20 protein-coding genes and 1 pseudogene are annotated in these 21,533 nt (G+C 41.3%); 20 read left to right on the top strand and 1 reads right to left on the bottom strand.

From position 1 onward, the window contains the following. The first annotated feature begins 4 nt into the window (after nucleotides 1-4). From DXB54_RS11600 to DXB54_RS11520, 19 genes and pseudogenes are all read left to right on the top strand, one after another. Complete coding sequence (locus DXB54_RS11600; RefSeq protein WP_118695267.1) at nucleotides 5-847, top strand: radical SAM protein; 843 nt, start codon at nucleotides 5-7, stop codon at nucleotides 845-847. Nucleotides 848-968: 121 nt separating this feature from the next. Then, entirely contained in the window at nucleotides 969-1,865 is an 897-nt protein-coding gene (locus tag DXB54_RS11595; protein WP_118695266.1) for a cation diffusion facilitator family transporter, read from the top strand. 228 nt (nucleotides 1,866-2,093) lie between these two features. Continuing rightward, nucleotides 2,094-2,711, top strand: a pseudogene (locus DXB54_RS12360) (flavin reductase); the annotation flags it as partial. Nucleotides 2,712-2,771: 60 nt separating this feature from the next. Further along, nucleotides 2,772-3,314, top strand: coding sequence for a rubrerythrin (gene rbr, locus DXB54_RS12355; protein WP_243104809.1), 543 nt, complete (start codon nucleotides 2,772-2,774; stop codon nucleotides 3,312-3,314). Between the two features lie 550 nt (nucleotides 3,315-3,864). Next, entirely contained in the window at nucleotides 3,865-4,734 is an 870-nt protein-coding gene (locus DXB54_RS11585; protein WP_118695264.1) for an EamA family transporter, read from the top strand. A 297-nt stretch (nucleotides 4,735-5,031) separates the two neighbouring features. Then, nucleotides 5,032-6,792, top strand: a complete 1,761-nt coding sequence (locus DXB54_RS11580; protein ID WP_118695263.1) for a 1-deoxy-D-xylulose-5-phosphate synthase — start codon at nucleotides 5,032-5,034, stop codon at nucleotides 6,790-6,792. Nucleotides 6,793-6,904: 112 nt separating this feature from the next. Next, nucleotides 6,905-7,888 carry a diaminopimelate dehydrogenase gene (locus DXB54_RS11575; protein WP_118695262.1) on the top strand — a complete coding sequence of 328 codons (984 nt, stop codon included), beginning with the start codon at nucleotides 6,905-6,907 and terminating at the stop codon, nucleotides 7,886-7,888. 25 nt (nucleotides 7,889-7,913) lie between these two features. Continuing rightward, a complete protein-coding gene (locus tag DXB54_RS11570) occupies nucleotides 7,914-8,417 on the top strand; it encodes a GNAT family N-acetyltransferase (RefSeq protein WP_021937909.1) in 504 nt (167 codons plus the stop codon). A 296-nt stretch (nucleotides 8,418-8,713) separates the two neighbouring features. Then, nucleotides 8,714-9,121 carry a 6-carboxytetrahydropterin synthase gene (locus DXB54_RS11565; protein WP_021937910.1) on the top strand — a complete coding sequence of 136 codons (408 nt, stop codon included), beginning with the start codon at nucleotides 8,714-8,716 and terminating at the stop codon, nucleotides 9,119-9,121. After that, complete coding sequence (locus DXB54_RS11780; protein ID WP_147361035.1) at nucleotides 9,118-9,339, top strand: hypothetical protein; 222 nt, start codon at nucleotides 9,118-9,120, stop codon at nucleotides 9,337-9,339. Before DXB54_RS11565 ends, DXB54_RS11780 begins: the two co-directional genes overlap by 4 nt. Then, nucleotides 9,270-9,950, top strand: coding sequence for a Firmicu-CTERM sorting domain-containing protein (locus DXB54_RS11560; RefSeq protein WP_118695261.1), 681 nt, complete (start codon nucleotides 9,270-9,272; stop codon nucleotides 9,948-9,950). Before DXB54_RS11780 ends, DXB54_RS11560 begins: the two co-directional genes overlap by 70 nt. Before the next feature lie 20 nt (nucleotides 9,951-9,970). Further along, a complete protein-coding gene (gene xrtG, locus DXB54_RS11555; protein ID WP_243104807.1) occupies nucleotides 9,971-10,537 on the top strand; it encodes an exosortase family protein XrtG in 567 nt (188 codons plus the stop codon). After that, nucleotides 10,524-11,897, top strand: a complete 1,374-nt coding sequence (locus DXB54_RS11550; protein WP_021937913.1) for a TIGR03111 family XrtG-associated glycosyltransferase — start codon at nucleotides 10,524-10,526, stop codon at nucleotides 11,895-11,897. Before xrtG ends, DXB54_RS11550 begins: the two co-directional genes overlap by 14 nt. After that, nucleotides 11,890-13,038: a hypothetical protein gene (locus DXB54_RS11545; RefSeq protein ID WP_118695259.1), complete on the top strand. Its 1,149-nt coding sequence runs from the start codon at nucleotides 11,890-11,892 to the stop codon at nucleotides 13,036-13,038. The genes DXB54_RS11550 and DXB54_RS11545 overlap by 8 nt, the downstream gene beginning before the upstream one ends. A gap of 94 nt (nucleotides 13,039-13,132) precedes the next feature. Continuing rightward, on the top strand, nucleotides 13,133-13,579 hold the full coding sequence (locus DXB54_RS11540) for a 6-carboxytetrahydropterin synthase (RefSeq protein WP_021937915.1): 447 nt from the start codon (nucleotides 13,133-13,135) through the stop codon (nucleotides 13,577-13,579). Between the two features lies 1 nt (nucleotide 13,580). Beyond that, nucleotides 13,581-16,082, top strand: a complete 2,502-nt coding sequence (locus DXB54_RS11535) for a 6-pyruvoyl-tetrahydropterin synthase-related protein (protein ID WP_118695258.1) — start codon at nucleotides 13,581-13,583, stop codon at nucleotides 16,080-16,082. Further along, nucleotides 16,024-16,749 carry a glycerophosphodiester phosphodiesterase gene (locus tag DXB54_RS11530; protein WP_021937917.1) on the top strand — a complete coding sequence of 242 codons (726 nt, stop codon included), beginning with the start codon at nucleotides 16,024-16,026 and terminating at the stop codon, nucleotides 16,747-16,749. Before DXB54_RS11535 ends, DXB54_RS11530 begins: the two co-directional genes overlap by 59 nt. Nucleotides 16,750-16,840: 91 nt before the next feature. Then, nucleotides 16,841-17,281: a YARHG domain-containing protein gene (locus DXB54_RS11525; protein WP_118695256.1), complete on the top strand. Its 441-nt coding sequence runs from the start codon at nucleotides 16,841-16,843 to the stop codon at nucleotides 17,279-17,281. Between the two features lie 20 nt (nucleotides 17,282-17,301). Then, nucleotides 17,302-19,812 carry a YARHG domain-containing protein gene (locus DXB54_RS11520; RefSeq protein WP_021937919.1) on the top strand — a complete coding sequence of 837 codons (2,511 nt, stop codon included), beginning with the start codon at nucleotides 17,302-17,304 and terminating at the stop codon, nucleotides 19,810-19,812. A 430-nt stretch (nucleotides 19,813-20,242) separates the two neighbouring features. On the opposite strand, the gene DXB54_RS11515 is transcribed toward DXB54_RS11520, so the two are convergent. Continuing rightward, a complete protein-coding gene (locus DXB54_RS11515; protein WP_021937920.1) occupies nucleotides 20,243-20,488 on the bottom strand; it encodes a GlsB/YeaQ/YmgE family stress response membrane protein in 246 nt (81 codons plus the stop codon). Between the two features lie 231 nt (nucleotides 20,489-20,719). On the opposite strand from DXB54_RS11515, the gene DXB54_RS11510 reads away from it, so the two are divergent. Continuing rightward, nucleotides 20,720-21,319 (top strand): acyl-CoA thioesterase, encoded by a 600-nt coding sequence (locus DXB54_RS11510; protein WP_243104806.1) that lies wholly within the window; start codon nucleotides 20,720-20,722, stop codon nucleotides 21,317-21,319. Nucleotides 21,320-21,533: the final 214 nt, after the last annotated feature.

The following is a 21,533-nucleotide window of genomic DNA, read 5'->3' as shown; positions in this document are numbered from 1 at the left end:
AAAAATGTCTGAAAATAAACAGGTTTTAGGATATATCCATTCAACAGAGAGCTTTGGAGCAGTAGATGGTCCGGGCATAAGATTTGTAGTTTTTTTACAGGGCTGCAAGATGAGATGCAAATATTGTCACAACCCGGAGACATGGAATCTTGTGACGGATTACAGCAGGCTTTATTCAGATGATGTAAGTGATGAAGAAAAAGCAGAGCTTTCAAAGAAAATAGAAGAGAATACCAAGCTGCTTAAGGATAAGGGCGTTAAGGTTGAGGCAAGGACCCCTGAAGATCTGTTAAAGCAGGCACTCCGTTATAAGCCTTATTGGAAGAATGGCGGAGGAATAACAGTAAGTGGTGGAGAGGCACTGCTTCAGATGGATTTCCTTATTGAATTCTTCAAGCTGGCTAAGGCACAGGGTATCCATACAACTATAGATACAGCAGGTAACCCATTTACGAGGGAAGAGCCCTTCTTCTCCAAGTTCAATGAGCTTATGGCACTCACAGATCTGTTCCTTCTGGATATAAAGCAGATAAATGATGATAAACACAGAGAACTTACAGGATTTTCAAACAGCAATATCCTTGATCTTGCTAAGTATCTGTCAGATAACGGCAAACATATGTGGATCAGACACGTCCTTGTTCCGACTGTAACAACAGATGAAGATGATCTTAAAAAGACAAAGGAATTTATAGATACTCTTAAGACTGTGGATAAGGTTGAGGTGCTTCCATACCATAAGCTTGGAATTACTGAGTGGGAGAGGCTTGGTATCCCATATAAGCTTGAGGGAATCGATCCTCCAACAGATGAGCAGCAGAAGCTTGCAAAGAGCATACTTGAATAGAAAGGTCAGAAGCGGAAATTCTACTGCTGATCATCAAAAAGAATATAACTGAGAAATCCCGTTTGGTGTATGCCAGACGGGATTTTTATGTTATAGTGTTGGGAAGAAGGAGATCAAAAATATGAAAACAAAAAAAGATAAACTAAGTATTGAGAAGAGAATATTGCAGTTATCATTTCTTGGAAGTGTTATGTTCATTCTGGCAGAAGGCATTATGGCAGCCTTCAGCCATTCCCATTCCATATGGACAGATTGTCTGTTTGACGCAGCAGATCTAGTTATGATCGGCCCCTTTATGGTGCTGGTTCCACTGCTTTATAAGCCCGTTACGGAGAAGCACCCTTACGGATACGCTCAGGTGGAGTCACTGTTTCTTCTGGTCAAATACAGCGTATTGCTGGCGCTTACCTGTAATCTTATGATCGAGAATATTAAGCTGCTGCTCCACGGAGGGCATGATGTGGACGCGGGAAGTATCGCTATATTTGAGTTGGTGGTGTGTCTTGGTTGTGTTGGCATGTATCTGATACTTAATCATTACAGCAAGAAATATGAATCCACAACTATTAAGGCTGAGCTTTATATGTGGAGGCTGGATATAGTAGGCAGTGTGGGGGTTGCGGTAGCATTTGCAGTCCAGGTAATATTACTTAAAACAAAATTAAGCTTCATTGCTCCGTATATTGACCCTGCGGTTGCGGTGATCATGGCAATACTCCTGATCAGGGAACCGGTGACAGTAATATTCCAAAGTATCAAAAACCTTATACTTTTTGCTCCGGAAGAAGAGGTCTTGAGCCAGATACGAAGCATTGTTGACAAGCATATGCAGGATTATCCCTATGAGGTTACATTCCTTGACGTTATCCAGACCGGACGCAAGCTGTGGGTTGAGGTTTATATAGGCAACAAAACAGACGTAATACATATCAGCATTCTGCACAAGGTAAGGGACGAGATAAAGCAGGAGTTGAAATATAAGTACGATCAGGTGTATATCGAGGTTATTCCTGATTAAAAGCAAAATGAGAATACATATGCAACAGGGCAGTCACAGACGGGATATTACGTGTTGATCATGCACAGATTATATTCATAATGAAAGCTGAATTCCCCCCTTGACAAACTTTCATATATATTTTAATATATTCTTATCAAGAATAATTCCCAATAAGAGAGCGCAAACTTGTTCGTGAAATACTTTACACGATGAAAAAGTATAATAAATATTTTTTGTGGTATAATTATGAAAAAAGGGGGCGTGTATATGGCTGGTAATGCAATGCATAACCTGACCTATGGACTTTATGTGCTGACTGCCAGAGACGGAGACCGGCACAATGGATGTATAATAGATACTGCTGTGCAGGTGGCGTCGGCGCCGGCTAAGTTAAGTATAAGTGTTAATAAGAACAACCTTACCCATGACATGATACTTAAGACAGGAGAGTTTAATGTGTCAGTGATAAACGTAAGAGCAACCCTTAAGTTGTTTGAGCGGTTTGGATTTCAGTCGGGAAGGACTACAGATAAATTTGCAGGTTACAATGAGTATGCAGCCGGTGAAAATGGTCTGTACTATATTACTGAGGGAACTAATTCATATATCTCGGTGAAGGTTTTTAAAACTGAGGATCTGGGATCCCATACAATGTTTATTGGCGAGATAACAGAGATGAAGGTGCTGAATGATATAACCTCGATGACATATAAATATTATCTGGACAACATTAAGCCAAATCCTAAGGCTGTGGGAGTCACAGATGAGGGGCAGACCGTGTGGAGATGTACTGTTTGCGGATATGAATATGTCGGAGAGGAACTGCCGGAGAACTTTATATGTCCGCTATGTAAGCAGCCGGCGTCAGTTTTTGAGAAGATAATTAAGAATGTTAAGAAAGATAAAGATACGGAGGAAAAAATTATGGCAACAAATAAGTATGCAGGTACACAGACAGAGAAGAATTTACAAGAGGCGTTTGCAGGAGAATCACAGGCAAGAAATAAATACACATATTTCGCTTCTGTAGCCAAGAAAGAGGGCTATGAGCAGATGTCGGCATTGTTCCTTAAGACAGCAGATAACGAGAAGGAGCATGCAAAGATGTGGTTTAAGGAGCTGGCAGGAATTGGCGATACAAAGGCTAATCTTGCTGCCGCAGCAGAGGGCGAGAACTACGAGTGGACAGACATGTATGAGGGATTTGCCAGGACTGCTGAGGAAGAGGGCTTCCCTGAGCTTGCTGCCAAGTTCAGAGCTGTAGGTGAGATTGAGAAGCACCATGAGGAGAGATATCGTGCACTTCTTAAGAATATTGAGACAGCACAGGTATTTGAGAAGAGTGAGGTTAAGGTATGGGAGTGCCGTAACTGTGGTCATATCGTAGTTGGAACAAAGGCTCCGGAGGTATGCCCTGTATGTAACCATCCTCAGAGCTACTTCGAGGTTCACGAAGAAAATTATTAATTATGCTAGTTTAAGAGTGTAAATTCTGATGGGATTATTGAACTCAATACCTAAGATAGGAAACTCTGTTCAGGCTATAAAACATAAATTTAAGAAAGTAAGTACTGAATAAGTTAGTTAAGTGTAAAATAATAAGTTCATTTAAAAGATGGCATGCATGATGTATAAAAGCAACCTGTGTGCCATCTTTTATTTTCTGTTAAGAAGCTTTCAGATCTTAAGGAGCGGCTTTATATGTGGCAATAGGAGTACTTGACCACTATGCACATTTGCAGATGAATGATAACAAAAGCTCAGCGGTAGATACGGAAGCAATGAAAATAAAGATATGTAGCATATTACATATATGGTCTTTTTATATGGAGGTATCTGTAGTATTATTTATAAGTTTGGGAAATGTTTATGTTTAACATACTGCAAATTAAACTTTTAAAGCTAAGATACTATCAGGTTGTGATATCATATGGAAAAGGGAGCAGTATATTGTGTAGGTTAATATAAGTCTGTCTGGAACTGATCTGTCCGACATGATGTGAAAAGGGGAATTATTATGTGGATCTTATATGCAGTCGGCTCGTCTTTTTTTGCAGGAATAACATCTATCCTGGCAAAGATCGGAATAAAGAAGACTGATTCTAATGTGGCAACAGCAGTCAGGACCATAGTTGTGCTGGTATTTTCCTGGATAATGGTCCTTATAGTCGGAAGTGGAAACCAGGTAGGCAACATAAGCACAAAAACACTGGTATTTCTTGTGTTGTCGGGACTGGCAACGGGAGCCTCATGGCTGTGCTATTTCAGGGCTTTACAGAAGGGTGATATCAACAAGGTAGTGCCTATAGACAAATCAAGCACAGTGCTTACCATACTTCTGGCACTGATATTTCTTGGGGAAGGCTTAAGCCCTGTTAAGATAATTTCCGTTGTACTTATTGCTGTGGGTACTCTTATGATGATAGACAGAAAAGCATCTACAGAGGCAGACAGAGACAAGGACAGCAGAGGCTGGCTTATATATGCAGTACTGTCGGCAGTATTTGCCAGTGTGACAGCCATACTTGGCAAGGTAGGAATAGAGGATATCGACTCCAATCTTGGAACTGCTATCCGAACTACCGTAGTGTTACTTATGGCATGGTTCACGGTGCTTGTTACGGGAAAATGTTCAGAGGTGAAGAAGATAGAAGGACGTGAGCTTTTGTTCATAATCCTTTCAGGCATAGCTACCGGAGCTTCATGGCTGTGCTACTACAGGGCATTAAAGGAAGGCCCTGCCAGTGTGGTAGTGCCTATAGACAAATTGAGTATTCTGGTTACTATTGTTTTCTCAAGGATAGTATTTAATGAGCGGTTAAATATTAAGTCAGGGGAAGGTCTTGTTGCTATCATTGCAGGAACCATACTTCTGGCGGTTATGTGATGGCAGATTAAAAATGTTGATGGCAGATTAAAAATGTCTGAAATTACATATAAGTTTATAAACTATGATCAGAAATATCAAACAGGAAAAAACATGAAGATAGAATGATATTATGAAATAGGTTAAAAAGATCATATGAAAAGTTACTTTTACATTTTAAGAGGCAATATAAAATACTCTTGACCTAAAGCTAAGTTCAGGTATTATAATCAAGAAGAATAGGATGCGCAGGTGTCATTATGACGGACATGGGCATTGAAAACTCTCTAATAATAAAAAATCAGGAGGATTATGTATATGTATATCGAGAGGATCAACGGACCTGAAGATGTGAAGAAATTATCAGCGGAAGAGCTTGTGAGTCTTGCAGAGGAAATGCGTAGTGCACTTTTAAAGCGAGCAAGTATCCACGGCGGTCACTTCGGACCGAACTTTGGTATGGTAGAGGCTACCATAGCTCTGCATTATGTATTTGATTCACCTAAGGATAAAATAGTATTTGATGTATCCCATCAGACATACCCACATAAAATGCTTACCGGAAGAAAGGACGCTTACCTGTATGAGGAGCATTATAATGATGTATCAGGATACAGCAATCCGGATGAAAGCAAGCATGACCATTTTATAATCGGCCACACCTCAACCTCCATAAGTCTTGCCTGCGGACTTGCCAAGGGACGTGACGTGAAGGGGGAGACCGGCAATGTTGTTGCCATAATCGGAGACGGCTCATTAAGTGGTGGTGAGGCGCTTGAGGGTCTTGATTATGCCGCAGAGATAGATGGAAACCTCATCATTGTTGTAAATGATAATGATATGTCAATAGCTGAGAACCATGGTGGACTGTACAGCAATCTCAAGCTGCTCCGTGAAACAAATGGCAAGGCTGAGTGCAATCTCTTTAAGGCTATGGGACTTGATTATGTATATGTGGACAAGGGAAATGATATCCCATCACTTATAGCTGCATTCCAGTCTGTTAAGGACAGTAGCAAGCCTGTAGTTGTTCATATCCGTACCCTTAAAGGAAAGGGCTACGCACCGGCAGAGGCTCATAAGGAGCAGTGGCATTACAACGGACCGTTCGACATTGAGACAGGAAAGTCATTATATGAATTTGACGGCGAGGATTACTCAGGCATAACCTGTAACTATCTTATGGACAAGATGAAGAAGGATAAGTCGGTTGTTACCATTACATCTGCCACCCCTACAGTTATGGGATTTACCGAGGACAAGCGTAAGGAAGCAGGTGCACAGTTTGTGGATGTTGGTATCGCAGAGGAGACTGCCGTCGCACTGGCATCAGGTATCGCTGCAAATGGCGGCAAGCCTGTATATGGTGTATACAGCACCTTTATCCAGAGAACCTACGATCAGTTATCCCAGGATCTCTGTGTAAATGGAAATCCTGCCACCATAATAACATTTTCAGCTTCCATATGGGGAATGAACGACGTGACACATCTTGGAATATATGACATTCCAATGATGTCCAATATACCGGGATTGGTGTATCTTGCCCCTGTAACAAAGGAAGAATACCTTGCAATGCTTGACTGGAGTATTGACCAGACAGAATATCCAGTGGCGATCCGTGTGCCTGGCGGTGAATTTATATCCGATGGCAGGAAGGTGGACAAGGACTTTTCAATACTTAACAAGTATGAAGTTACCCACAAGGGAAGCAAGGTTGCCATTATAGGTCTTGGCTCATTCTACGGTCTTGGAGATAGGACAAGGGAGCTTCTTAAGGAGCAGACAGGCATGGACGCCACCCTTATCAATCCGTACTATATAACAGGTGTGGATGAAGAACTTCTTAGATCCTTAAAGGAGGATCATGAACTGGTGATCACTCTTGAGGATGGTATCCTTGACGGAGGCTTTGGCGAGAAGATCTCAAGATTTTACGGAGCTTCGGACGTGAAGACCAGAAACTACGGAATAAAGAAGGAGTTCCTTGACAGATATGATGTGGATACTGTCATGAAGGACAATCACCTTACTCCGGAGCAGATAGTTGAAGATATTAAATTAATTATTGAAAGATAGAGGCAATTTCGTTATTATATTTATTAAAAGAAGTATTTACTGTAAATGATTTATATTATTTAACGATAATGGCATAAATACTTAAGAATATAATAACGAAAGGACAACAGACATGATAAGAATAGGTATAGCCGGTTATGGAAATTTAGGCAGAGGCGTTGAAGCTGCCGTGAAGAATAATGAGGATATGGAGCTTGTGGCAGTGTTCACAAGACGTGATCCTGCAAGCGTGACAATAAAGACAGAGGGCGTTAAGGTAGCAAAGCTTTCTGACGCAGAGCAGTATAAGGATGACATTGATGTAATGGTCATCTGTGGAGGAAGTGCAACGGATCTGCCAACACTTACACCGGAGATCGCCAAGAACTTTAACTGCATAGATTCATTTGACACCCATGCAAATATTCCTGTACATTTTGCAAATGTTGACAAGGTAGCAAAGGAAGCCGGCAAGACAGCAATGATATCAGTAGGCTGGGATCCGGGAATGTTCTCATTAAACAGATTATATGCAAATGCGATCCTTAACAACGGTAAGGATTATACCTTCTGGGGCAGAGGCGTAAGCCAGGGACATTCAGATGCCTGCAGAAGAATAGAAGGCGTCCTGGACGCAAGACAGTATACAGTTCCTGTTCCGGAGGCTGTTGAAAAGGTAAGAAACGGAGAAAATCCTGAGCTTACAACAAGACAGAAGCACACAAGAGTTGCTTATGTTGTTGCCAAGGAAGGTGCAGACAAGGCAAGAATAGAGAAGGAAATCAAGGAAATGCCTAACTATTTTGCTGATTATGATACAACAGTACATTTCATCACAAAGGAAGAGATGGACCGGGATCACAGCGGACTTCCACATGGTGGATCAGTTATAAGAACAGGTGTTACAGGCTTTGAGGGAGAGCATAAGCATGTAATAGAGTACAGCCTCAAGCTTGATTCTAATCCTGAGTTCACAGGTGCAGTTCTTGCAGCGTATGCAAGAGCCATCCACAGACTTAACATCGAGGGTGTTACAGGCTGTAAGACAGTGTTTGATATAGCTCCGGCATACCTTATTAACATGAGCGATGAGGATATGAGAGCACACCTTTTATAATATAAGAGAGTAAAAGGTGTAAAATATGGAAGAAAATACAACAAACATTATAGTGGCAGCCACATCTGACGACAGAGACGAAATACTCAGGTTGTACAAGCTCCAGCTTGGAAGGGAGTACTGTCCCTGGGATGAACATTATCCGGGTACAGGAGAGATAGATTATGATCTTTCAAGAAATGCTTTGTTTGTAATGAAGGAAAAGGATGGCAGGGTAATTGCGTCAGTTTCCATTGACAAGGATGAAAATGTGGAAGCACTTGAGTGCTGGTCACCGGAGCTTGCTCCCGGAGGAGAACTGTCAAGACTTGCAGTACATCCGGAGTGCCAGAACCGGGGTATTGCCGTAAAAATGCTTAAGGCAGGCATGGAGGAACTAAAGAAACGCGGGTACAGGAGTATCCATTTCCTTGTAAATAAAAATAACCTCAAGGCAATAAAGTCATATAATAAGCTTAAATTTAATGTAGTGGGGGAATGTGATCTGTATGAACAGCCGTTTCTCTGCTATGAGAAGAAATTAGTTTAAAACATAGGGCACCCTGTGGGGGATATGTCATATACAGATCGTATATAGATATCCTCTACAGGGTGTTTTGTTTATTATTGCAACAGTTGCGCGTAAAAATGCATAAACGTGAACATTGTAATTGTGAAATGTTAATGAATTGTTCATAGTTATATTGACGAAAAAAATAATGTGAAGTACTATATGGTCGAAAAAGGATAGCAGATTAAAACAATGGAATGAAGCTAGAAGAAGTAGCGTGAGTATCATGGCGTGCTTTGCCATAAGTCGTGTTAAGGTAAGGGAGTGATGTGGATATGAAGGATTATTACATTTGCAGATATAATATGAATGCTACCCACAGCTTCAGTGGCAGAGAAAGTGAACATGGTCACACCTTTCACATATCAGTATATGTAGAGAGGAAAAGTTGCGAAGACCTTGAAAACGATACCACCGATATGGAGATTGGCAGTATCGACCGGCTTGTGGAGTCATTTCTTCATCAGTATGAGGGAAGATACCTCAACGATATGGAGCCATTTTCAGAGAATGGGGCAAGCGTGGAGGATATAGGAGATTTCTTTTATGACCAGCTTGCAGGACTTATAGATAAGACGGAGTTTAAACTTAACAGGCTGGATATTGCAGAAAATCCATTATTTGTTTATGAGGTTGGGGACGTTGCATTTCATGCTAATAATAATCGTGAGGTGATATTATGAGACATTTATTTAATCTTAAACAGTTGAATAATATGAGTAAGCTTATAGCAGTGGTACTGGCTGTGGTACTGGTATTATGGTATCCGGTTTCAGTGGTTAAGGCAGCGTCTGACGACGAAACAGTTATCACTTCCTCCGGAAAAATGACGTGGCAGATGCCACACCTGTTGCTACGGCAGGAGACGTGGATGTCACATCGGGAGACGGAGATATCGTAGTTACAGGAGCTCTTACCATAGATGGCCATTACGGTGACTGGGAGGGTTATCCTAAGACCACCATAACCTATAACAGCAGCAACGCAGAGTGTAACCATTACGGACAGCTAGCCATAAGCGGAGATAAGCTCTTCGGACATTTTAAGGCAAATGACCTGTATACCAGCAATATGCAGATACAGATATGGTACATCAATATAAACGGAAGACAGTTCCCTATACAGATACAGAATGAATCCGGTGGAAGGATTGACTGGAGCAAGGGCATACCTACTGCTCAGGGAACCTACACAGGTCTTAAGATGTTCTTCGGATACAGCGGCGGTGACGAGCTGGGAAGTAATGTTGCCCTTACAATATATGATTCTGTCCATGGACAGGGGGCAAAGGGCGATGAGATAGAATTTTCCTTAAGCCTTTCAAAGCTTGCGGAATATACAGGCATTGATCCTGATCAGATGGGAACCATAACCATATACAATCCTAACCTTGGCAGTCAGGGCGTGACCATAGCAGGCTCTTCCACAGCACCATGGCTTGGTATTGCTATATGTCTTGTTGCTGTAGGCGGAGTTACATTGTATAGAAGAAAGAAAAAGAAATCTGTATGAATTGGGTAGTAATATTATTTTTGATAATTTGGATATATGTGCTGACAGTCATGAAGAGAGCAGAGATGGGAGTATGGTACTTCATCACAGGAAGTGTTGGAGTGCTTATATTTTCCATGATCCTTATTGAACCATATGTTGTGGGATTTCTGCAGAAGGCTGTTTCCGCAGCGGCAGGCATACTTGGCATGGCATCGGGTATGTATGAATCCTATTTCAATCAGGGGATATTGTTTATACAGAACGGACATGACAATCTGTCCATGTATATAGACTTTGAGTGCTCGGGTGTTATAGAGATACTGGCATTTCTGTCCCTGCTGTGGTTCTTCCAGGTGTACGATGTATATGAGAAGATCGCCGTAAGCGTTGTGGGAACAATATTTATATTTATCTCAAATGTTCTCAGGATATTCCTTATATGTGTTCTCATAAAATGCTTCGGCAGTGACTGTTATTTTATAGCCCATACTATAGTGGGAAGGATATTCTTCTATCTTTGTATGGTATTTTTGTATTTCTATGTATTTACCAAGCCGCAGATAATCAGGCAGAAGGTAGGTGTGTTCCACTATGAGCGAAATTAAAGATCTTCTTTTATCCTCTGTCATGTTCTGGATTGCCTGGATAATAATCCCACTTATAATGGAGATAATCCCTGCCATAGGAGATTTCTTTATACTAATAAAGCGAAGGATAAAAAAACGCAGGTATTCACCGTTGGTGTTCTATCCGGAGATAACGCTGATAATCCCGGTATATAATTCAGAGCAGACCTTCAGACAATGTATAGAATCCATAATGGAGTCGGACTACCCAAAGGATAAGATAGATATATTGATTGTAAATAACATGACAAAGGATGACAGCTTCTCAATATTTTGTCAGTGTCAGAAGGATTTCCCGGAACTTCACATGAACTGGCTCAATGCCAAGCAGGGAAAGTCCAGAGCGTTAAATCTTGCCCTTTTTAACAGCAACGGCAAGTACATCATTCATATAGACAGTGACGGAGTACTTGAGACCTCAGCCATAAGAAATATGGTAACTATGTTTGAAAATGAAGATGACGTGGATTGTCTTACGGGTACTATACTTACAAATCCTACGCAGATTGACGAGACCAGGGGATTTTTCAAGCGTTTCATGCAGAAGCTGGAGTTTAGTGAGTATTGTCAGGCATTTCTTGCAGGCAGGAATTTCCAGTCAGAGTTAAATAGTATATTTACCCTTTCGGGAGCATTTTCAGCCTTTAGGAAGTCGTCAATATTAAAGAGTAAGTTATATAATACAGATACTGTTTGTGAGGATACTGACGTCACCTTTCAGATACGAGATGGAATGGGAAAGAAGATCTCTCTTTGCTATAACGCCATCTTCTTCGTTGATCCCATAGAGTCCCTTAACAAATTATATGTGCAGAGACAGCGTTGGCAGAGCGGTGAGCTGGAGGTAATGCATATGTTCAGAAAAGAAAAGCTCCATGCAGCCAGAGGGTTTGTGTCTGACTTTGTTACCAGGGTGCTCATGTATGACCACACCTTCGCATTTCCCCGTATGATATGGTACTTTGCCTTGATATGTCTTGCATTTATCAATTATCCCCTTAAGCTGGTGGTACTGTCCACTCTGTTCATGTATTTTCTGTATGCCATTGCAAATGGACTTATGTATATATGCATAATCATGTTCCTTAAGGGATTTAAGGATATCAGAAGATATTACATGAGAAAATGGTATACAGTATTCATCCTTCCGTTTTACAATTTTGTTATTTTCTGGTTCAGATTTGCAGGTATAATCAATTCCATAAAGGGAGTGCAGTCATGGAAGACCAGGACCATGACGGAGGAATGGCACAGCTTTGGGCAGGTTATAAAGAAGGACTTTCTTGGGGCATCGGAATTTTTAGAGAGACTTCGGAACGAGGTAAATAATAATGAGTAAGAAGCTTGGCGAGAAAAGCGAAAGCAGGAAAAATAAAAAGAGCATTAAGAAAAAAAAGGTACTGTTTACCCTTGGGATAGCAGTATTTATGGCACTGGTAACCCTTGCGGCGGTGATGGAGATGAGTAACTATGAGTATGACGTTCTTGACCGATATGACGATGATCAGAACAGGATGGCCAGGCAGCTTGGTGATACTTTGTCCCTGATGTACAGTGATGGCAGGAATGATCAGGAGATAATAGAGTATATGGATTCTCTGGAGTCTTCCGGCAGCAGATTCTATGTGCTTACCAAGGAAAATGAGGTTATATTTGCCAGGGATATTGTGACTACGAAAGGTCTTGGTGCTCTTAAGGATAAGACCCGATTTTATGATCGGATAGAGGAACAGGAAGTGTCTATTGCGTCTGCGGTGTTTAGAGGCGCAGATTCAAATATGGAGATCGCTGTGATATCTGATATATATACCGTAAAGGCAGATATGGGAATGATAAAGCACTCGTATTATGTCTATATGATACTTGCCCTGATCTGCCTTATAATGCTTGCCATACTGGAGATAATGCTTGGGGTATGGGGCAGTGCGGAGAAGAAATATATCAATGCCCAGGATATGTTGGAGCGGAGAAACCAGGACATGGAGGATCTCTCCGAGGAGCTTATGTCGGATACGTCTGAGGGAACCGAGACTAAGAGTCCGGTGGCTGCAGACAACAACTATGGCTTTAATACCGGTATAGAGACTGTGAATGGCGTGTCGGTATTTAATGTATTTACCATGAGAGATCTGATGGTAAAATCCAAGAAGCGTGGCATGGAAAATGTTCACATGATGTTTTTTGGAGTGATATTTGACCAGATCCATATCTCAAGGGACCAGATGTTTAAGTGTATACAGAGGTTTAAGGAATTCCTTGGAGATAATGAGGTGCTAGGCCGGCTAAGGGGCGGAGTGTTCGTGGTGTTCTCATATAAAGCAGACAGGGGACAGGTAACTATCAGATATGAAGAGCTGGTAAAGAGTTTTGACGAGGCAGTTTCCGGTCTTAATGTTGGAGTGAGACACAGTATTGAATATGATGATGGCAGAAATATGGTGGCGATAATGGATTCATATACGGAAAACGGTATAAGATAACAGAGCGAGACGTTTGTGTAAAAAATTGGTATAAGAAATTAATAAGAGATAAATATGAGAGATCAGTATAGGAGATCAGGAGGCAGGACAGTATATGAGATACCAGCAGTATAAATTCAAGTTTTATCTTAATGCCAGACATGCCATATATATAAACGGCAGATTGGGGGATGTGCACCCTCATACATGGGAGATCATCCTTCATGTTACCAAACTTAAGAGCGGATTTATAAGGTTTGGTGAAGTGGAAAAACAGATAGAAGATTTCGTTGACAGTTACCAGTCAAAGACCCTTAACGATGTGGAGCCCTTTGACAAGATCAACCCGACACTTGAGAATTGTGCCAGATATTTCAAGGATAGGATACAGGTCATATTAAATGCAAATGGCTGGGTGCTGTTAATGCTTGAAATAAGCGAGACTCCTGCCAGAACCTATGTATTAAATCTGATGGATGAGCAGGATTCTTATGCAGATCAGAATATAAGTACTCTTACGGATATGATACTGGATGAAATAAATAACGGAGTAGAAGATTAAAGTGAAGCAGAGAGAGAACAGGCAGAGGTGGATATACAATTTAACAGGAATATTTATACTGCTTTCATTAAGCGTGATCCTTGTTCTGGTGCTCCATGCCATTAACTGGGAGCCGTCGGGAAATGACATCTGGGGTCACATGTACAAGGGACAGTATATGTACCAGTCACTAAAGAAGGGGGATCTGTACCCTTTGTTTGATATGAAATGGTATAACGGTATCCAGTTGTACAGATACTGGCCGCCTCTTTCATATTATGTTATGGCACTTTGTCTTTTCTTCACCGGTGGGGATGTTATATCAGCCTATATACTTCTTCTTGGAATCGTATTCTTTGCGGGCGGTCTCCCGTTTGTCATATGGGGAAACATAACAGACAGAAGGCGGGTCGGCGTGCCTGCCGGAGCTCTCTGGTTCTTCATGCCTGCCATAATCAAGGTGTCCTTCTGTGACGGAAATCTTCCACAGATCATAACCACAGCCATAACACCTTATGTGATATTTTTCCTGTGCAGATATGTACATGATAAGTCTAAGAAAGCAGCTGTTGGTTTATTTGCAAGTATGTTCTTTATGGTACTTGGACATGTGATGGTTACAGCCATAACAGGACTTGCTGCCTTCATATACCTCTTTATAGATCAGCTTATAAATAAGGACTGGAAGAGGATGTTTATGGCACTTTGCTACATGGTATGCGGAATACTTCTTGCAGGTATCATCATAGTTCCTGCCCTTTCAGGTGGCGGAGTTGCCGCCGCAGAGCAGACCGGATCTACCATACTTGTGGATTATTCATACCCACTAAGTGTATCGTTAAATCCGTTTTACAGGTTTGTGATCAATTCCAGGGACGTTTATTATTTCGGTATAGGTGTGATGCTCATATGCATATTAGGGGCATTTCTTGCCAGGGGAAAACGTACGGCAGGGTTTATATTTGCCATCATACTTGTGGCACTGACTACCACGTCGGCAGCAGTATTTCTGTCTAAGCTGCCCTTTAGCAGTCTCTTCTGGATGACAAGATTTTCACCTATGATGTATGGATTCTTCTTCGCCTCACTTATGGAGTGGAAGACCATAAAGAACAGATATCTTGCAGTGGTGGCAGGTATACTTATCCTTGAGATAATTCCATCCCTTATGCTTAACGATTACAGGATAAATGCCGGTTCCTCAACAAAGAGGGATGTGAGTCTTTTAAGGGATAATACCGTCCAGAGAGCGTCGGTCATGGACAGCAGCGAATACGGTTCATACCCTTCCTTTGGTGTAAGTGGAGATGAGGGCGTGGCATATACCTTCGGCTGGGCATGGCAGGGAGCCGTCACCGGAAGAAATATAGTGCTGCTTAATGAGGCACTGGAACAGGGAAGATTTTTATATGTATTTGACCGGAGCATAGAGCTTGGAGATGACGCTGTGCTGGTACAGAAGAATAAGCTGGCACACAGCGAGGGCACGGAAGAGGAGCTTTTGGCTGCGGCAGATAAGTGTGGCTACAGCCTGGTTTCCGAAACAGATACGGGTTATGTGTTTAAGCTGTCTGCAAATGGTACATTAAGTTCCGGTGAGAATTTTGGTGTGGTATCAGAGTATAAAGATATCGCCATAGGAAAGTACGCTGATGAGATGACAACTTTGTACCCATGCTTTAAAATGGGAGACAGTATTTATATTGATGATTACGATATGGATGAGCTTGAAGGCTATGATACCATATTCCTTTCAGGCTTTGAGTACAGAAACAGGGCAAATGCCGAGAATCTGGTAAGAAAGCTTGGAGAGAAGGGTGTCAGAGTGGTGATAGATACTACTCATATGCCGGTAACATCAGGGAGTAAGGAGCAGAAATTCCTTAATGTGTTACATCAGGAGATAAGATTTACCAACAGTTATCCGGAGCTTACCATAAACGGACAGAATATATCCACAGGACCGTTTATGTACGGAGACAGGGAATTTACCACAGGATATATAGCATACCTTGATAATCCCTTAGGAACTTTCAGATATGATACCCATACACTGACCTTCTTCGGATATAATGATGATACTCCGAATGTGTATTTTCTTGGTATAAATCTTATGTATTTTGCTACATCTACAGGAGATGACACAGCCGCAGGGGTACTTGATGATATACTTTCTGCGTCCCATGACAGTATTCCTGATAGGAAGATCGTTTCGGTTTCGATTGAATATTCGGGAAATAATCTTATTATAGATACAGACAGTGATAATGTGAACACGACTATTGCATATCAGGATATATTTGTTTCTGACAGTGAGATAAGGGAGGATAATAACCTTCTGGTAGTTGACGCCGGAAGGACAGAGATAGAACTCCATTATCCGCTTTTCTTACAGGGACTTATAGTAAGTATACTTGGTATGGCAGCGTTTGCAGTGTTATACTATAGGGATGGTGGAGGTTGCCATGAGGAAAAAGAAAAAATGTCAGGTCATAGCCCACAGGGGAGCCAGTGCTCTGGCTGAACATGAGAATACCCTTGAGGCATTTGATATTGCCATGGAGCTTAAGGCTGACATGGTAGAATTTGATGTGAGAAGAACTATGGATGATGAGCTTGTGGTGTTTCACGATAAACAGCTTAAGGGGACGGATATAGGGAAGCTTACATATGGACAGATAAATGATATAACAGGTAAGGAAGGGTACAGAGTACCTACATTTGCTGAGGTTCTTAAGGTGTGTCAGGGAAAGGTGCACCTTGACATAGAACTTAAGGAGACAGGTTACGAAAAAAGAGTTGTTAATCTGGTGAGGAGATATTACAATTACAATGAATATTCCATAAAATCATTTTTAGATATAGTATCTCTTAAGATAAAGGAAATTGATAACAAAATAACCACAGGGCTGCTTGTGGGAACTGAGCATACAGGCTTTAAAACTCATATCCATGAGTATTTTCCCGAAAAGCGGCTGAGACTGTGTAAGGCGGATTTTGTGTCGCCACATTATAAGCTGGTCACGGGAGAATTTGCAGGGAGAATGAGAAGGCAGAGGATACCTGTATATGTGTGGACAGTAAATGACAGCAAGACAATGAAAAAGCTTATACATAAGAGGGTTGACGCAATAATCACGGACCGCCCTGATGTTATGATAGAATTAAAGATGAAGATGAAAATGGCATAATCTGATATGTTAGCCGAGTTATTCCGGGTATAGCACGCAATTAAATTGTGAGCTGTAATATACATATATAAAGGCTGTACTTAGTAATGTTATGTATGAAGAAAAATATAATATAAAGGTGGACATGACATTTACAGCTATAAACACGTCGGATGACGGCAGATATGAGTCTGTGGGAGACGAGGAAACTTCGTCTGCTTCTGAAGACACTCAGAAAGAGAAAATTACGGAGACTACTACAGAGAAGGCCACCGAAACTGATGAAGAGACAGAAGAGACGGATTATGTTATACCATACAGTAGTGACAGATATCTTACAAATGATGATCTTGAGGGATTGTCGTCTGAGGAACTTATGTATGCAAGAAATGAGATATATGCATACTTTGAGAAGAAACCATGGTATACTGGAACAGTGAAGAGTGAGGATTTCTCCAGCAGTGTATTTAATGACTACGAATATAAGAATGTTACTTTCTTAAAAAAACACCAGGATGGAGAGCATACCGGCTACAGTGCAGAAAGTGAATAGATTATAACAGGAGGCAGAAGATGTTCAGTAAAACAATAACTACAGAAGATCCGATTTATGAAGCGGTCTTATCCTTTAAGAATAATAATTATTCAATGAAAGGTGATTTCTATGGACGTACATATAATTATGTACATGCCATAGTATTTGATGTTATTCCGGATGAGCAGGCAGTAGCAGGCATAATTACCGGAGTATATGAAATGATATACAATTACATAGGAACATTGGATGATCCCCAGATGTTTTATGTGTGGGCAGGTAGTATTGCCACAGACGCAGCATTTTCCTATGTATACAATAATTCACCGGAGTTTCTTGACGCGAAGGTGGATTACTCCTATGGCTCTGCAGAGTCTGTTACAGATTATGCAGGACAGGATGGAGAGGTATTTGTGCCGCTGGCGGCACTTAAGAACGGAGAGTGTATAGAAGAGCTGTTCAAATACATTGAAGGACTTCCGGTTACTGCCAGGATAATCAAGCAAAAGTATTATTTTGAAAATATGAGTATTTCCGAGATAGCCGCTTCCATGAGCATGAACCCTGATGAGGTAAGGAGCAATATCGCCTACATTAAGTCGGTGGTGAAGTATGCAGTCATGAAGTATGGCGGAGCTTCCACAGGCACAGGCAGGGGAGATAATGTGAACACCTTAGGTGCTATATGGTATATTTTCTCCGGAAGCACAGAAGGACTTATAAGCGGTGAGCTTACAGGAAGACTCTATGTGGCAGGTGCACCCCAGCCGGCTGAACCACAGGGGATATTTGACGAGCAGACCATGTCAGAGTTCTCGGGAGATGTGGGAATGATAGACACAGATGACATGGATGATGTGTCAGGAAGCACCGGCATGGATGAGGCAGCAGGTACAGAAAACGGTGCACCAAAGAGCTTCCTTTCAACCACTGCAGGTAAAGTGGCAATAGGTGTCATTGCTGTAGTTGTCACTGTAGGTGTAGGCGTGGGAACCTATGCCATTATGCGTAATTTTGGCAGTAATAAAGACAATACCACTACGGAGGCGGCTACAGAGGCAGCGTCCGCAACTGATACGGAGACCACTACGGAAGCAGCGAAGCTCACTGACAGGGAGAAGCTTCAGAAGTATTACGAGGACACAGTGGTAAAAGAAGATGGAATGATGGAGACCGAGGTGACGGGAAAGGTTGATGTAACCTGGGATGTTGCAAAAGACGGCAGGGTCGTTAATTCCGAGCCTTGGTTTAATAGTACAGGTATACTTAACTACAGGATAGCCGACTTCGATTACGATGGCAGCCTTGAATTGTTTGTAGTTTCAATAGTTGACGCTCCCGACTGGACTAAGGATGTCCCAGCAGGCGTACAGGACACATCTATGGTCATAAGTCCGGAGAACAGAAAATGTATGAGCTTTAGGATGTATGAGCTTGAAAATGGTCAGGTAACCCTGGCAGACGAGTATACCGACAGCTATTGTGGCAGTTCTGTGTTGAGGCCTATACATAATTATTCCTTCTATGATTCTACAGAGACGTACAGGGATATAACAGTAAGGATAGCACCCGGCAAGGACGCAATGTATATTGCGGTTACAGATAATGACTATAAGAGATATCCATTAAATGTGGACAGTTATTCTCCTATATACATCTACAATGATATTCTGTCATATAAGAACAACAGCTTTGAACTTGATTTCGGCTATGAAAATCATGCGGCGCCTATAAGTGGATATCAGTATTATGAGAGGCTTTCAGATGGCTCATACCAGGATCAGTGGAGTGATGAAACTAACACTCCGGGAGACGTTTCCCTGTTCTCGGATGAGTATAAGGCAGATAGAAAGGACAAGGAAGGAATAAGTCCTGACCTGATTTCCAGGGATGATACTTATTATTCAGATATACAGGCGTACCTTAAGAACAAGCTCGGACTTATATGGAATGATGACGGAAGCCTTAAGAACCAGGATGTGATCACTATGTTTGCATTTGAAAGGACAAGCCTTACAGAAGATGATGTTGATACTACAGGTGCACATCTTAAGTGGAACATAAAGGCGGATATGACATTTACAGCGGTAAATAAAGACGCCTTAAGAGAGTATGATGTGGTGGATCCTGAACAGGTGAAGAAGGATAACGCAACCACCGAGGCGACCACAGAAGCAACAACAGAGGCCACAACAGAGGTAACCACAGAAGCAACCACCGAGGCGACCACGGAAACTCCTGAGACCTCCGGTGATGACGACTATGTAATATCATACAGCAGCAACAGGTATCTCAATAATGACGATCTTAAGAATATGACAGGCACACAGCTTATGTATGCCAGAAATGAAATATATGCAAGACATGGATATATATTCAATGATCCGGAGCTTCGTGCGTATTTTGAAGGAAAGTCATGGTATAAGGGAACTGTAAGCAGTGAGAACTTCTCCAGCAGTGTATTTAATACTTATGAGTACAAGAACATATCCTTCCTTAAGAAGCATCAGGATGGCGTGGACACAGGATACAGTGCGGAAAGCGAATAGGGATAGGAGAAATATGTCACATGAGGTAAAGGACAGTGCCGGAAATAAGTGACATATAAGATATACAAGAAATGAACAGCGATAAAACATGCTTTGCGAGTTTTATACGCTGATTAGCAGTCGACACACAAATGCAATCATGCAAGCATGTTGCACTTGACTCGTTGCCATAACACAAGAAAAACACTCCATGGTATGATTGATATGATACATTCATACTTTGGAGTGTTTTTTGATCTGTAACACAGCCTTCGTGTAAATTTGCTTATGCTATGCAATGTATTTTGAACCTATAATGCGTTTTTGCATATAATATGTTTTTACATATAATACGTTTTGGCATGTAATATGTTTTGGCATGTAATATGATTTTGCGTATAATATGTTTTGGCATGTAATATGTTTTCGCACATTATACTTTTTGGGGATATTACAGTAACTTTCTTGCAAGCCATACAAGTATGCATGCACCTATTATAGAAACTATAGTGCCGCCGATAAAACCTGAGGCATGTATTCCAATGATACGAAGGAGAACACTTCCTATAACACCGCCTACAACGCCGAGGATTATATTTCGTACAAGGGACCCCTCGGACTCCATAAGCTTACCTGCGATATATCCTGCAATAGCTCCGCTGATGATATTCACGATGATACCAACAATTATTCCCATAATCTTTGACCTCCTGATCACATTAAATTCAAATATATGTTATATTAGTATATATTATCACCATTTTCTTATAATACAATTAAAAGAAAATAAAATATTGTTAAATTGAACCTCCGGTTAAATACGAAAGTGGCGGATGAGTGACAGATAAATAGTGTAAGGCAGGTAGAGACTATGCCGGAAGTAAAGATATATAAATAGGATATAGAATATATGGGAAACTGAAGTTATATGGCGGGTGATAAACGTATTGAAAAGAAAAATATAAATTATATGGCAGGTGATAAGCATATGGTGAGTGAAGAGTACAAGGAAAATAATGAATATATTGAAGGCGGAAAATGTAAAAAGACTAAAGAAGTTACCAGAACTGTGGAATATTCAAGAACTGTACAGACGAGGCTGGTGGCTCCGGCAAATCTTAACGGAGGAGGAAGACTGTTCGGAGGAGATCTTCTGCAGATGATAGATGAGGTTGCAGCTATTGTAGCCAAGCGGCATACAGGTCAGACAAATGTTACAACGGCGTCCATAGATAATCTTATATTTAAGGACGGTGCTTATGTGGATGAGCTGTTGGTACTGGTTGGCTATATAACCCATGTGGGTAATTCATCTATGGAAGTCAGGGTGGATACCTATGTTGAAAATCTTAATGGGGAGAGAAGACCAATAAACAGAGCCTATCTGGTAATGGTGGCTCTTGATGATACAGGAAGACCAAAGACTGTGCCAAGGATAAAATTGCTTCATGAAAATGAAAGGGCAGAGTGGGAAGCTGCGGAAAAAAGAAGGGAACTTAGACTCGAGAGAAGGATAGAGGGCTTCTGAAATCCGGGTAAAGTTTACATAAAATCTGTATAAAAATTAATACAATATTTGCCCCAAAAAGTCGTTGACATTTGAGGACTGGTTTAGTATTATATCACTTGCGCAGTCGAAAGACGCCGATCTTCGAATCAGGCCTGAGACATAAACGCAAAGGAAAATAAAAAAGTTGTTGACAGATGCTTCTAAATGTGATAACCTATACAGGCTGTCGCAA

This window comes from Coprococcus sp. OM04-5BH, from assembly GCF_003482105.1.
Lineage (GTDB): Bacteria > Bacillota > Clostridia > Lachnospirales > Lachnospiraceae > Coprococcus.
Note: the sequence above shows the minus strand (reverse complement) of the source record. Positions and strands in the feature narration are given on the sequence as shown.

What these genes read in the sequence shown, in the direction of transcription:
- DXB54_RS11595 (WP_118695266.1), top strand. Translation starts at nt 969, where the DNA reads ATGAAAACAAAAAAAGATAAACTAAGTATTGAGAAGAGAATATTGCAG.
- DXB54_RS11525 (WP_118695256.1), top strand. Translation starts at nt 16,841, where the DNA reads ATGTATGAAGAAAAATATAATATAAAGGTGGACATGACATTTACAGCT.
- DXB54_RS11540 (WP_021937915.1), top strand. Translation starts at nt 13,133, where the DNA reads ATGAGATACCAGCAGTATAAATTCAAGTTTTATCTTAATGCCAGACAT.
- DXB54_RS11550 (WP_021937913.1), top strand. Translation starts at nt 10,524, where the DNA reads ATGAGCGAAATTAAAGATCTTCTTTTATCCTCTGTCATGTTCTGGATT.
- rbr (WP_243104809.1), top strand. Translation starts at nt 2,772, where the DNA reads ATGGCAACAAATAAGTATGCAGGTACACAGACAGAGAAGAATTTACAA.
- DXB54_RS11580 (WP_118695263.1), top strand. Translation starts at nt 5,032, where the DNA reads ATGTATATCGAGAGGATCAACGGACCTGAAGATGTGAAGAAATTATCA.
- DXB54_RS11545 (WP_118695259.1), top strand. Translation starts at nt 11,890, where the DNA reads ATGAGTAAGAAGCTTGGCGAGAAAAGCGAAAGCAGGAAAAATAAAAAG.
- DXB54_RS11515 (WP_021937920.1), bottom strand. Translation starts at nt 20,488, where the DNA reads ATGGGAATAATTGTTGGTATCATCGTGAATATCATCAGCGGAGCTATT.
- DXB54_RS11520 (WP_021937919.1), top strand. Translation starts at nt 17,302, where the DNA reads ATGTTCAGTAAAACAATAACTACAGAAGATCCGATTTATGAAGCGGTC.
- DXB54_RS11570 (WP_021937909.1), top strand. Translation starts at nt 7,914, where the DNA reads ATGGAAGAAAATACAACAAACATTATAGTGGCAGCCACATCTGACGAC.
- DXB54_RS11585 (WP_118695264.1), top strand. Translation starts at nt 3,865, where the DNA reads ATGTGGATCTTATATGCAGTCGGCTCGTCTTTTTTTGCAGGAATAACA.
- DXB54_RS11565 (WP_021937910.1), top strand. Translation starts at nt 8,714, where the DNA reads ATGAAGGATTATTACATTTGCAGATATAATATGAATGCTACCCACAGC.
- DXB54_RS11780 (WP_147361035.1), top strand. Translation starts at nt 9,118, where the DNA reads ATGAGACATTTATTTAATCTTAAACAGTTGAATAATATGAGTAAGCTT.
- DXB54_RS11510 (WP_243104806.1), top strand. Translation starts at nt 20,720, where the DNA reads ATGGCGGGTGATAAACGTATTGAAAAGAAAAATATAAATTATATGGCA.
- DXB54_RS11575 (WP_118695262.1), top strand. Translation starts at nt 6,905, where the DNA reads ATGATAAGAATAGGTATAGCCGGTTATGGAAATTTAGGCAGAGGCGTT.
- DXB54_RS11600 (WP_118695267.1), top strand. Translation starts at nt 5, where the DNA reads ATGTCTGAAAATAAACAGGTTTTAGGATATATCCATTCAACAGAGAGC.
- DXB54_RS11530 (WP_021937917.1), top strand. Translation starts at nt 16,024, where the DNA reads ATGAGGAAAAAGAAAAAATGTCAGGTCATAGCCCACAGGGGAGCCAGT.